General features: G+C 73.2%; 8 protein-coding genes. All 8 read left to right on the top strand.

Features of this window, described 5'->3' with window-relative positions:
- Positions 1-86 precede the first annotated feature (86 nt).
- Positions 87-1529 carry an acyl-CoA synthetase gene (locus ACZ619_RS18385; protein ID WP_469599816.1) on the top strand — a complete coding sequence of 481 codons (1443 nt, stop codon included), beginning with the start codon at positions 87-89 and terminating at the stop codon, positions 1527-1529.
- 34 nt (positions 1530-1563) lie between these two features.
- Positions 1564-2910 carry a carboxyl transferase domain-containing protein gene (locus tag ACZ619_RS18380; RefSeq protein WP_469600089.1) on the top strand — a complete coding sequence of 449 codons (1347 nt, stop codon included), beginning with the start codon at positions 1564-1566 and terminating at the stop codon, positions 2908-2910.
- A 102-nt stretch (positions 2911-3012) separates the two neighbouring features.
- The gene (locus ACZ619_RS18375; RefSeq protein WP_469599815.1) at positions 3013-3351 is read left to right on the top strand and encodes a CU044_2847 family protein; all 339 of its coding nucleotides are present in this window, start codon (positions 3013-3015) and stop codon (positions 3349-3351) included.
- Between the two features lie 395 nt (positions 3352-3746).
- Positions 3747-4784 carry a rod shape-determining protein gene (locus ACZ619_RS18370; protein WP_469599813.1) on the top strand — a complete coding sequence of 346 codons (1038 nt, stop codon included), beginning with the start codon at positions 3747-3749 and terminating at the stop codon, positions 4782-4784.
- 670 nt (positions 4785-5454) lie between these two features.
- Positions 5455-6339: an effector-associated domain 2-containing protein gene (locus tag ACZ619_RS18365; RefSeq protein WP_469599811.1), complete on the top strand. Its 885-nt coding sequence runs from the start codon at positions 5455-5457 to the stop codon at positions 6337-6339.
- Positions 6340-6404: 65 nt separating this feature from the next.
- The gene (locus ACZ619_RS18360) at positions 6405-7910 is read left to right on the top strand and encodes a VMAP-C domain-containing protein (protein ID WP_469599809.1); all 1506 of its coding nucleotides are present in this window, start codon (positions 6405-6407) and stop codon (positions 7908-7910) included.
- Positions 7907-9031, top strand: coding sequence for an AAA family ATPase (locus tag ACZ619_RS18355; protein ID WP_469599807.1), 1125 nt, complete (start codon positions 7907-7909; stop codon positions 9029-9031). The genes ACZ619_RS18360 and ACZ619_RS18355 overlap by 4 nt, the downstream gene beginning before the upstream one ends.
- Positions 9031-13440 (top strand): FxSxx-COOH system tetratricopeptide repeat protein, encoded by a 4410-nt coding sequence (gene fxsT / locus ACZ619_RS18350; RefSeq protein WP_469599805.1) that lies wholly within the window; start codon positions 9031-9033, stop codon positions 13438-13440. Before ACZ619_RS18355 ends, fxsT begins: the two co-directional genes overlap by 1 nt.
- The last annotated feature ends 7 nt before the right edge of the window (positions 13441-13447 follow it).

The raw sequence follows: 13447 nt of genomic DNA, 5'->3' as shown, positions 1-13447 counted from the left end.
GCGGGGGTGGGGTGGGGTGGCCCACCGGCGCGGTCGCTGGTGTAGGAAGGGTGGTGTCGTGGTGGTGAACGGTGAGGAGTCGTCGCGTGTCCCTTCTGTTTCCGGCCCTGGTGGACGGTCCGGGCGAGCGGGTGGCCCTGCGGTTCGGGGCGCGGTCGTTGACGTACGGGCAGCTCGCCGCCGCGGCGGGCGCCCTCGCCGGCCGGGTCGGGGACGCCGACCGGGTCGCCGTGTGGGCCACCCCGGAGCTGGAGACGGCCGTCGCGGTCGTCGGCACGCTCCTGGCCGGCCGGGCGGCCGTCCCGCTCAACCCGAAGTCCGGCGACAAGGAACTCGCGCACATCATCGGCGACAGCGCCCCGAGCGCGGTGCTGGCGGCCCCGGGCGCCGAACTGCCCGCCGCGCTCGCCGCCCTGCCGCGCGTCGACGTCGATGTGCAGGCCGCGGGGGCGGTGCCCGAGGTGCGCTCGGCCGGGGCCGACCCCGCTCTCGTCGTCTACACCTCCGGCACCACCGGCCCGCCCAAGGGCGCCGTCATCCCGCGCCGGGCGCTCGCCGCCACCCTGGACGCGCTCGCCGACGCCTGGCGGTGGACCGGCGACGACGTGCTCGTGCACGGGCTGCCGCTCTTCCACGTGCACGGGCTCGTGCTGGGCGTCCTCGGACCGCTGCGGCGCGGCGGCAGCGTCCGCCACCTCGGGCGGTTCGACACGGACGGGGTGACCCGCGAGCTGAACGACGGCGCGACCATGCTGTTCGGCGTGCCCACCATGTACCACCGCATCGCCGAGGCACTGCCCGCCGACCCCGCGCTGGCGAAGGCCCTCGGCCGGGCCCGGCTGCTGGTCTCCGGCTCCGCCGCGCTGCCCGTCCACGACCACGAGCGGATCGCGGCCGCGACCGGACGGCGCGTCATCGAGCGGTACGGCATGACGGAGACGCTGATGAACACCAGCGTCCGCGCCGACGGCGAGCCCCGCGCGGGAACCGTCGGCGTACCGCTGCCGGGCGTGGAGCTGCGGCTGGTGGAGGAGGACGGGACGGCGATCGCCGCGTTCGACGGGGAGACCGTCGGCGAGATCCAGGTGCGCGGCCCCAACCTGTTCACCGAGTACCTCAACCGGCCCGACGCGACCGCCGCCGCCTTCACCGCCGACGGCTGGTTCCGCACCGGCGACATGGCCGTACGGGAGCCCGACGGCTATGTGCGGATCGTCGGACGCAAGGCCACCGACTTGATCAAGAGCGGGGGTTACAAGATCGGGGCCGGGGAGATCGAGAACGCGCTCCTCGAACACCCGGGGGTGCGGGAGGCCGCCGTCACCGGCGAACCGGACGCGGACCTCGGCGAGCGGATCGTCGCCTGGATCGTCCCGGCCGATCCCCAGTCCCCGCCCACGGCAGAGGAGTTGGCCGGCCATGTGGCCGGCCGCCTCGCCCCGCACAAGCGCCCGCGCGTGGTCCGCTACCTGGACGCCCTCCCCCGCAACGACATGGGCAAGATCATGAAGCGGGCCCTGGGTGCCTGAGCACGCGCCCGAGCCCGTGCCCGAGCCCGAGCCCGTGCCCGAACGGCTCTCCGCCCGGCAGTTCCTCGCCCTCGTCGCCGACCCCGGCACCTTCGCCGAACTCCCGCACCCGGCGCGCGGATCCCGGCCCGACGGCCCACTCGGCTGGCAGGGGTACGACGCCTCGCGCGCCCGCGCCGCCGAGCGCACCGGCGAGGCGGAGTCCGTCGTCGTCGGCACCGCGCGGGTCGAGGGCACGGCGGCCGTGCTGATCGCCTTCGAGTTCGGGTTCCTCGGCGGCTCGCTGGGCGAGCGGACCGGGGACCGGCTGGAGGCGGCCTACGCGCATGCGCGCGGCCACCGTCTGCCGGTCGTCCCGCTGGTCGCCACCGGCGGCAGCCGGATGCAGGAGGGCATGCTCGCCCTGTCCCAACTCCAGCGCGTGGCACGGCAGTCGGTGCTCACCCGGGAGGCGGGGCTGCCGCAGATCGCGGTCCTGCGCGACCCGACGACCGGCGGCGGCTGGGCCACCCTGGGCGCGGGCGCCGACGTGGTCCTGGCGCTGCCCGGCGCCCAGGTCGGCTTCGCGGGTTCCCGGGTCCGCCCGGCCGACGCGGACCCGGCTGCGTACACGGCGGAGGCGCAGCTCGCGGCGGGCGCGGTGGACGCGGTGCTCCCCGTGAGCGACCTCAAGGGCGAACTCGGTCTGTGGCTGAGGCTGTTGACCACCCCGGCGAGCGCACCCGCCGACCCGCCGGCCGCACTCGGAGACACCGGGCTGCCCGCCACCGGCCAGGAGGCCGTACGACGCGCCCGCGACCCGCGCCGCCCGCGCGCCCGGGCCTATCTGGACGCCTACTTCACCCGTCGGGCCGCCCTCGTCGGCGGCCGGTGCGGCGGCGCGGACCCGGACGGGATGCTCTGCGGGTTCGGCGAACGCGACGGCCGTACGGTCGCGTTCGCCGCGCAGACGGGGACCGCGACCCGGCCCGCCGGGTACCGGACCGCGGCCCGGCTGACCAGGCTCGCGGACCGGCTCGGCATCCCCGTGCTGACCCTCGTCGACACCCCGGGCGCCGCCAATGACGCCGAGGCCGAACGGCAGGGCGCGGGCGCGGCGATCGCGGAGCTGTTCGCGGAGGTGGCGGCGGCCCGGACGCCGATCACCACGCTCGTCATCGGCGAGGGCGGCTCGGGCGGGGCACTGGCGCTGGCCGCCCCCGGCAACACCTGGGCCACACCGGACAGTTACTTCTCGGTGATCGCCCCGGAGCTGGCCGCGGCCATCCTGAAGCGGCCCCCGGAGGAGGTCGAGGCCACCGCCGGCCACCTGCGCATCCGGCCGCAGGACCTGGTGGAGCTGGGTGTGGTCCGGGGCGTCGTCGGCCGCCCCGCGCCATGAGCCACTCGACCGCCGGGACACGGACCGGCCGGTTCGGCGACAATGAACCGGTCACGGGGTCTCGGGCGCGGGCCTGAGGACACGGGGGAGGCGGGTGGCGCCATGGCGAGAATGATGGAGTTCAGGACCGAGGACGGCGCGGTGGTCGTCGTGGAGTCGGCCGACCCCGTCCCCGGCAGCCGTCCCGTCTCCCGCGACGGGGGCACGGGCCCGGCGGCACAGGCGGCCCGCTCCTTCGAGGGCGCCCTGGACGGGGTCCGGGCGGCAGCCCAGTCCGCGCTGCGGGTCTTCCGCGACGGCACACTGCGGCCCGACTCGGTGGAGCTGGAGTTCGGGGTCAAGCTGACGGCCGAGGCCGGCGCCGTGATCGCCAAGGGCGCCGCCGAGGGACAACTGGTGGTACGCCTGAGCTGGACCTCCCGGCCCACCGACCCGACATGACCCACCCCGACGGCCCCGGTGAACCAGGCGTACCCGGCGTGCCCGGCGTACGCCCAGAGATCCGGCGTGCCCGGCGTACGCCCAGAGATCCGGCGTACGCCCGCTGAACCGGCGCGCACCCAGAGACCCGACGTGCGCCCGCTGAACCGGCGCGCACCCCGCGAACCGGCGCGCACCTGGTAATCCGGCATACGTCCGCTGAACCGGCGCGCACCCAGAGACCCGACGTGCGCCCGGTGAACCGGTGCGCACCCGGTGATCCGGCGGAAACCCCCATTCAGCCGCGCCCCGCCCGGCCCTCCCCCGCAGGCGCGCCGGGGCGATCGCCCGGAGGATGCGAAGGAAGCCGTCATCCGCCGCCCCTCACACGGCCCGCGCACTCGGGAGGACCTGCCGTGACCGTCAGTCTGGAGCAGTTGCGCCGCTGCCATTTCGCCGTCGATCTGGGGGCCGCCCGCACCCGCGTGTACGTCAAGGGCATGGGCCTGGTCGTCGACCAGCCCTCCGCCGCCGCCGTGAACACCCGCACCGGCGCCCTGATCGCCGTGGGCGAGCTCGCGGAGAAGATGACGGGCCGCACCCCCGACTACATCCGCGTCGTGCGCCCCATCTCCGGCGGCACGGTCGTCGACATCGAGATGGCCCAGCGCATGCTGCGCCACCTGCTCGGCGACAAGATCCGCCGCACCCTGCGCCGCAAGGCCCGGCTGCGCGCGGCGGCCTGCACCCCGCACGACGCCGACCCGCTGGCCCAGCGGGCGACCATCGAGACACTGGTGGGACTGGGGGCCCGGCGGGTGGAGCTGGTGGACACGCTGATCGCCGCCGCGGTGGGCTGCGGGCTGCCCGTCGAGCGGCCCGAGGCGACGATGATCCTGGTCTGCGGGGCCGCCGCGACGCAGGTCGCCGTACTCTCCCTCGGGTCCATCGTGTGCGCGGAGCGGATGCCGGTCGGCGGCGAGGCCGTGGACCACGCGATCGTCCAGCACCTGCGCCACGAGCACGAGCTGGTGCTCCCGAGCCAGTCGGTGCGGCCGCTGCAGCTCGCCCTGTCGGGCAACGGGCTCACCCCGCACGGACCGGCCTCCACCGAGATCCACGGGCGGGACGTGGCCACCGGGCTGGCCCGCAGCGTGCGGGTCGACACCGCGGCCGTGCGCGACGCCATCCAGACGCCGCTGACGGGGGTGCTCGACGGCATCGGCAAGGTGCTGCGGGACTGCCCGCCCGACCTGGTCGCCGATCTCGCCGACCGGGGGATCACGATGGTCGGCGGATCGGCGCTGCTGCCCGGCTTCGACGAGCTGCTGCGGGAGGCCACCGGCATGCCGGTGCACATCGCGGAGCGGCCGGACGTGTGTGCCGTCCAGGGCATCGGCGCGATGCTGGAGGGCCGTATCGAACCGCTCGTACTGAACCCGCTGGCCGCCTGAACCCGGCGCCCGCCGGGGCCCGGCAGGACCCGTCGGGGACCGACGGAACTCGGGCCGGCGCCGGTCGGTACTGGTTGGGGCCGGTAGGTACTTGGTTGGGGCTGGTAGGGCTGGTGGGCTAGTAGGGCAGGATGCGCCCCGAGGGCGTCCTGCGGTCGATCTCCTGGCTCCGAGGAGCCGGTCGACGAACAACGCGCACGCGGATCCGACCGTCCATGACGCCCTCCTCTGTCCGAGCACTGCCCCGCACCTGCTGTCCGGTAGGAGGGCCATGCCCCGCGGTAGACATCTCCAAGCCTTTTGCGGGGACCGAAGTTGACGGCGTCACGTGCGGTGGCCGGCGTCCGGGACCGGTGCCGTCCGTCGGGCACCACCGGGCGACAACCGCCCTATTGATCGCGTAAGCAGACATACCCGGTGGCTCAGGGTCACCAAGAGTCGGCCCGAGTACACGCTGCGCTCTCGCCGGGAGCCCCTCGGATGCGTAGGGTTTCCCTAGGCTCACGTGACCGATCCGGCCTTCACCGGGGGAGGGTACGCCCGCGAGCCGGGATGGGGGTGCTGGGTCGTGGGCGACTGGCGGGTGCGGGTGAGAGGTCCCGGCGGGGAGGGACCGTGCGGCGCGGGCGTGTTCATCGGCCGGGGCCGCGTTCTGACCTGCGCTCAGGTGGTGGCCGCGGCCCTCGGGTGCCGTGAGGAGCAGGTGGTCGCGGGCAGCAGTGCGGTCTGGGTGGACTTCGCGCCGGGCGGCGACGCGCGGCCGCGGCGGGCCCGTACGGTCGACGGCGGCTGGTTCCCGGACCGGCCCGCGGCCGGCGGCATCGCGGTCCTGGAACTCGGCCCGGACGGCCCGCCCGCCGAGGCCCGCCCCGCCCCCCTGTTCGCGGGCGCCGGCATGCCACCGGCCAGGGTGAGCGTGTACGGCCACCCTCCGCACCCCGGCCCCGGCCCCGGCCCCGGTGAGGGGCTCGACGGCGACGACGGCGTCCTGGTGGAGGCGACCGTGACGACGGCCGGGCCGGGCGGCCCCCACCCCGCCCGGCTGCGCCTGGAGGGCCGGGAGCAAGGCCCGGCGGACGGACGGGGTTTCGGCGGCGCGGGCGTGTGGGACCGGGGGCTCGGCGGGGTCGTGGGCCTCGTCACCGCCGGCCGCGACCCGTCCGCCGGCACGGCGATGTGGATGCACCCGCTGGCCGCCGTCGCGCGCGAGTGGACACCGCTCGCCGCCCTGCTCACCCCGGCGAAACCGGCGCCCGTCGATCTGACGGCACGTCAATGTGCCGAACTGGCACGGCTGCTGGTGTCGATCCCGCACTTCGGGACGCTCCGCGGACGGCAGGACCTCGTCTCGCTGCTGCGCCCGGAGATCGGCGCGATGGTGGCCGAACGCGCTGAACCCCACGCGCACCTGTACCACGCGGTAAGGACGAGCTGTGACTACGAAGGGGGACTAGAGGAACTCATCGGTGCTGTGGAGATGTTGACAGGCGACTCCCGTACCGTCCGATCGATCGCCGCCGAGCTGCGGCGTTTTGAGGAGGAGGGGCGCCGGTGACTGGACATTCGACACTCTGCGTGGCCGAACCTGTCCACGCCTGGATGCCTTACGGGAAAACGGGGATGGCGGACACAATCGACGACGCATCGGACTGGGTGCGTACCAGCAGACTGGTGGAGGCACTGGAACGCACCAGGCCCATGGGGGATGCGGAGTTACGGCGCCAGTGCCTGGAAGTCGCCGGGAGTCGGCTGAACATCGACCTCGTGAGCCTCGTTGTTACGGGCATCAACACACGAAGCCAGCTCTACGACGTCGTACGCCTCCTGGGTGACATCCCGGGCGGCCTGGTGGTGCTGGCCGAAACGGTCCGCTTCTTCGCGCCCGGCGCCCGGTCCACGGAGGCCTTCCACCACCTGGTGCGCTCCGCGTCCGTGCAGCTTCCGCTGTCGGAGGCCGAACTCAAAGACGTACAGGAGCTGTTACGGCAGGCGCCGGAGGTGCCGGTCGCCCGGATCCACCGTGCGGCCCGCGGCACGTACGAACGGCTGCCGCGCGGCCACGAGGACATCGTGCTGGCCTTCGACCACCTCCTGGAGGCGAACGCGCGGGCGGACGGCCTGTTCCCGTTCATGCTCTACGTCGAGTACGTCGCCGCGCTCGCCTCCGGCCACCTGGCCCGGCGGCTGCGCGAGTGGAACGGGGCGGTCGCCGCCGAACTCGGGCTGCGCGAGGTGCTGGACGCGCTGTGCGCCGAACTCGTCCCCGTACGGCCGAAGCAGGGCATGGCCTACCTGGCGATCCGGATCGAACTGAGCGACGACCCCGACGGCGGCGGCAACGGGGGGTACGACGGCCCGGGCGGCCACGGGGAGTACCTGGTCTCCTCGTGGACCAAGGAGGACGCCTTCTCCCCGGCCTGTCCGGACTTCCTGGACCTCGCCTGCTCCGACGGGGACCTGGAGCGGATCGTGGAGCAGGCCATCTCCAGCGGCGAGGCGTCCCTGTCCGGCATCGACACCCCGGTCCAGCTGGAGTTCCTGCTCGGCCGCGATCTCGTGGACCTGCCGGTCGAGGAGTTCTCGACCCACCGCGCCTCCGGCCTGCCGCGCTCCCTGGTGCACCACTACCAGACGGTGATCCGCTCCCTCGAACGGCAGCGCGACCCCTCCATCCAGCGGGTGCTCAAGCGGCGCTGGCGCAGCATGCGCGACAGCCCCGACGAGTGCGCCTGGCACGCGTGCGGCGGACCGGCCGGCCTGAGCCCCTCCGCCCTCCAGGACGTGCTGGGCCGGGACCGGGACGGCCGGGTGGTCGCGGTCGCCCTGCTCGACGCGCCCCGCAAGCCCGAGCCCGGGATCGTCCACCCCTACGACGTGGCCCTGCGCGAGGGCGTCCCCGCGATGCTCTGGACCCGCTCGGCCGGTGCCGGGCCGGAACTCGGCGGACTGGCCGAGGACCTGTTCGCGGCGCACCAGCTGAACGAGCTGGCGGCGAAGGTCCACGAGTCCCGGGGCTCGCTGGTCTCCGCCGACGGCCTGCTCGTGCTCATCGACGACCCGGAGAACGTCTACGTGCCGTTGCGCCGCGTCCGGCCGCCGCAGCACAGAGGAAGGACGCAGTCATGAACGACGGCCGCCCCTCCGACGACAGGTCCGCCGCGCACGGCGGGCAGGACCCCCGGCCCCGGAACTCCGCGCCGTGGTGGGTCTACCACGGCGACGGGCGCACGCTCGCCGCGCGCGACCTGGACGACGTGCTCATGGGCCCGCCGCCCTGGCGCACCTTCGACGGCGGTCCGCTCCAGCAGCGCCCGGCCGAGGACGAGGCGGAGACGACCCGGCGCATCGGACCTCCGCTGCGCGACGGCGACCCGCGCCGCCCCGTCGAGGTCGGCGAGGCGGACATGGTCAACGCGGCCCTGTACCTGCGCCGTCCGCTCCTCGTCACCGGCCGCCCCGGCACCGGGAAGTCCAGTCTCGCCTACCGCGTGACACGCGAGCTGCGCCTGGGCCGCGTCCTGCGCTGGCCGATCACCACCCGTACGTCCCTGAAGTCCGGACTGTACGAGTACGACGCGATAGGCCGGGCCCAGGACGCCGCCGCCTACCGCGCCGCGGCGGAGGCCGGCGGCGAGGGCGGGCCGGAACCCTCGGACGGCCGGACCCGTATCGGCGACTACATACGGCTCGGCCCCCTGGGCACGGCCCTGCTGCCGTACCGCCTGCCCCGCGTCCTGCTCATCGACGAACTCGACAAGAGCGACATCGACCTGCCGAACGACCTGCTCAACATCATCGAGGAGGGCGAGTACGACATCCCCGAGCTGGTCCGCATCGCCTCGCGCGAACCGGAGGCGGAGGTGCTCACCGCCGACCCCGGCGCGACGGCCCGGCTCTCGGGCGGCCGGGTACGCTGCCGCGCCTTCCCCCTGATCATCATCACGTCCAACGGGGAGAAGGAGTTCCCGCCCGCGCTGCTGCGCCGCTGCCTGCGCCTGGAACTGCCCCCGCCGGACCTGGACCAGCTCGCCGCGATGGTGGCGGCCCGGTTCGGCCAGCGGGCCGGCGCGCGCGGGCAGGAACTGGTCCGGCTCTTCGTCGCCCGCAGCGCCCGCGAGGGCGGAATGAGTGCGGACGCCCTGCTCAACAGCGTCCACCTGGCGACGTCCGACCGGTTCGAGGGCGACGAGCACTGGGACCGGCTCGTCGACTCGCTGTGGCGCAGCCTCGACACGACGAGGCCGTGATGGCTGCCGACCCCCGGGCCCCGATGCCTCCGCCCGACCCCTCGGGAAGCGCGGACCTGACACCGTACGAGCTCTCCGACGGCCTGTGGCTCGCCATGTGCCTGGCCGGCCGCACCACCCGCCCGGGTGACGGCGGCCGCGCGGTACCGCGCGCGCCGCGCCCCGGCGAGCCGCCACGCCCGCCGGACGGGGAACCCGAGCGCCGGGCCGAGTCACGGCAGCGGCCGGGAGCGGTGCCGCCGCCGCGCTTACCGTCGTCCGCCCCCGCGGCCTTCTCCGCCCCCTCCCCCTTCCCCTCCTCTGTCCCACCGGTCAAGCCCCCTCCCGCCACCGCCGCCGCCGACGTGGTGTCCGCCGTGTGGACCGCCGTGCCCGGACTGGAGGGCCGGCGGCTGCTGGAGCGGGCGCTGCGGCCCCTGCGGCGTACCGTCGCGTCCGCGCACGAGCGGGAGCTCGACGAGGAGGGGACCGCGGAGGCCCTGGTGGAGGCGGAACCCCGGCTGCCCCGGTACCGCCCGGCCCGGGACCGCTGGCTGGACCTGACGCTCGTGGTGGACGCCGGGGCGTCGATGGCGGCCTGGCGGCACAGCGTGACCGAGTTCGCCCGGCTGCTGAACGGCCTCGGCGCCTTCCGCACCCTGCACATCCGGCTGCTCGGCACGAACCAGGAGGCCGACGCCGAACTCCGGCTGCGCGGCCCCGGCCCGGCCGGCCCCGAGTTCGACCTCACGGCCCCGGCGATGCCGCCGCGCCGACGGGCCGTCATGGTGCTCACCGACGGGGCGGGGGCCGCGTGGCGCACCGGAGCCGCCCAACGCCTGCTCACCCACTGGGGTGAACACGTCCCGGTCGTCGTGGCCCATCTGCTCCCGAGCCGCTCGTGGTACCGCACCTGGATCACGACCCGCTCCGCCCGCATCCGCAGCACCGGCCCGCTCCCGTGCGGCCCCCGCTGTACGGCGAGCGTCACCGGTACGGCCGCTCCCCCGCAGCAGGCCGTACCCGTCATCGAGCTGACCCCCCGCGGACTGACCCGCTGGGCCCGCCTCCTGACGGGCGACCTGGGCGACTGGCCGGGGGCACGCATCCTGTCCACGGCGACGGAGACGGACGCGGGCCCCGAGGAGGACACCCTCCGGCCGGACGAGGAACCCACCCCCGCCGAACGCGTCCTGGACTTCCGCGCGAGCGCCTCCCCCATGGCGTTCCGGCTCGCCCAGCACCTTGCCGTCGCCCCACTGGACCTGAGCGTCATGGAGACGGTGCAGCACCTCACGCAGCCGGGCTCACGCCCCGCCCATCTGGCGGAGATCCTCACCTCGGGACTGCTGGTCATGGAGGACGGGCCGCCGTCGGTCGACCCCTTCGGCCCGGCCGCGCACCGCTACAGCTTCCTCCCCGGAGTGGCCGAGGAACTCCTCGCCACCAGCGGCCGCTCCGCGACGGCCGAGGTGATGCTGCACGTCATCACCCGCCTCGCGGTCTCCGTCCCGGAGATGCGGGACCTGGCCGAGGTACTCACGAAGCCCTGGGCTGAACGGACGGTGGCCCTGCCGGAGGAGCCCGGCGACGTGACTCCGTTCATCCGCACACTGCGCGCTCTGTCAGGACCGTACCGGCCTTGGGCGGACCGGTTGAGTGCGCGCGTTCAACGCCTTTCAGCACAGGACAACGGCACTGATCCACTACAATTCGCGGGGTCTGACATGACCGAAGTACCTGTGCCCGAGCCACGTTCAAAAACGGTCGAGGAACAGCAGTCGGGGGCCGTTTCCGAACACGCGACACCGATGCCCGAAGGACAGGCAGCGGCGGACAGAGGAGAGCCAGGTTCGATGAACGATGCATACGTACGGACATTGGGGCCGGTGGAGCGAGCCATCGCCGAGCGACGCAAGGCGGGCAGCCCCCCACCCGTTTGGGGCAATGTCCCACCACGGAATGTCAATTTCACCGGCCGGGTGCTCGCTCTCCAGGATCTGCACACTCGCCTGACCCAGGGCACGACCGCGATTTTACCTGAAGCACTACACGGCATGGGCGGTGTCGGCAAGTCTCAGATTGCCATCGAATATACCTATCGTCATAGTTCCGACTATGACATCGTTTGGTGGATCCCCGCCGAACAACCAGCCCAGATCCGGGCTGCCTTCGTGGACCTGGCGCAACGCCTTCGACTGCCCACCAGTGCCGAGGCCAACACCGCGGTGCCGGCTGTCCTGGAAGCCCTTCGCCTGGGCAAGCCCTATCGCAACTGGCTCCTGGTGTTCGACAACGCCGAAAGCCCGGAAACAGTCACCCCCTTCTTCCCACAAGGCGGCACCGGTCGAATTCTCGTCACTTCCCGAAACGGACAATGGGTCAACATGGCACGGACCATCGAGGTGGATGTCTTCGCACGCGAGGAAAGTATCGAGCTTTTGCGACGGCGGGGCCCTGAGCTCACCGACGAAAAAGCAAACCGACTCTCCGAAGCACTCGGCGATCTGCCGCTCGCCATCGAACAGGCCGCCGTCTGGCTCACCGAGACCGGCATGCCAGCAGAAGAATACCTCGAACTCTTCGAAGGCAAAAGGGAAGAGTTCGTCAGCCGCCGTGCGGAACTCCTCGAACTCGCACCGCCGATGGACTACCAATTGCCCGTGGCAGCGGCCTGGAACGTCTCCCTCGACCGCCTGAAGGACACAAACCCGGGCGCGCTCCAACTCCTCCAGGTCTGCTCGTATTTCGCACCCGAGCCGGTCTCCCGCAGCCTTTTCATGGCGGGCCGCAACGCCGCCCTGCCCGGCCTGCTCGGCCAGGTCCTCAGCGACCCGATCCGCCTGGGCCAGGCCCTGCGTGAGGTGAACCGCTACGCGCTGGCCCGTATCGACCACCGCACGAACAGCATCCAGCTGCACCGCCTGGTCCAGGCCGTGCTCATCGACCAGATGACCCCCGCGGAACGGGAGTCGATGCGCGAGGCGGCGCACCTGCTGCTGGCGGGCGGCGACCCGGGTGAGCCGGGCGTGACGGGGAACTGGCCCCGGTACGCCGAGCTGCTCCCGCACATCCGGGCGTCCCGGGCCGTCGAATGCGACAACCACTGGGTCCGCAACCTCGTCGTCAACACCGTCACCTACCTGTTCACGTGGGGCGACCACGACGCCTGCCTGGAACTCGCCCAGGACGCGCTGCGGACCTGGCGGGAGAGCATCGGCCCCGACGACGCACAGACCCTCACCGTGGCCCGCTACTGCGGTCACGTCCTGCGCGCGCTCGGACGCTACTCGGAGGCAGCCCAGCTCGACGAGGACAGCCTGGAGCGCCGGCGCAGGACGGTCGGCGACACCCATGAGGACACCCTGCTCGCGGCCCGGGCCGTCGCCGTCGACATGCGTGCGGCGGGCGACTTCGCCTCGTCCGTCAAGCTCAACAAGGAGACCTGCGAACAGGCGGTGCGCTCCTTCGGCGAGCGTGACCCGATGGCGATCGCGGCGGCCGTGGACTACGGGACGGCGCTCCGCCTCACCGGCGAGTTCACCACCGCCCGGGACCTCGACGCCGTCAACCTCCAGCTCGCGGTCGACGCCCTCGGCGAGGACAGCCTGCTCACCATGATGCTCGTCAGCCTGCTCGCCGTGGACCTCCGCGAGTGCGGCGACTACGTGGGCGCCTGCGAGATGCAGGAGAACAACTCGATCCGCTTCGAACGGCTGGCGGGCAGCGAGACGCCGATCACCCTGATGGCGCTGCGCCACCTCGGCGAGGCCCGCCGCAAGGCGGGTGACCACGAGGGCGGGCTCTCGGCCTGCACGGAGGCCTGGGAGCGCAGCCGGCGCCGCTACGGTGACGACCACCTCAACACCCTGAGCGCCGCGTCGAGCCTCGTGATCGCCCAGCGGCAGGCGGACCGTCTGGACGATTCCGTGGAACTGGGCACGAAGACGTTGCACCAGATGCGACGGAACCTCGGGGAGAACCACCCGTTCACGTTCGGGGTCATGACGAACCTGGCGATCTCGCTGCGCCGCAAGGGACGGACCGAGCAGGCGGAGGATCTGAACCGACAGGCCCAGGACGGATTGATCGGCACCGTCGGACCGAACCACCCCTATTCCCTCTCCGTCGCCATCAACATGGCCAGCGACCTGTTCGCCCTGGGCAACCCGCAGACCGCGACAGAGATGGACGAGGAGACGCTGCGCCGCGCGACTCAGGAACTCGGCGAGACGCATCCCATGACTCTGGCCTGCGCGCTCAACCTCTCGGCCGACCTCCGAGCGCTGGGCAAGACCAACAGGGCAGAGACGCTGTATGCCGCGACGCTGACGTCCCTGCGGCAGGTACTCGGCCAGGAGCACCCGGCGACGACGGCCGCCACAAGGGGCGACCGGGCCGACTGCGACGCGGAGGTGTACCAGATCTGAAGGTACG

The organism is Streptomyces sp. NPDC104367 (assembly GCF_055583825.1).
The sequence above is the reverse complement of the archived record's forward strand: the minus strand, read 5'-3'. Positions and strand labels throughout refer to the sequence as shown.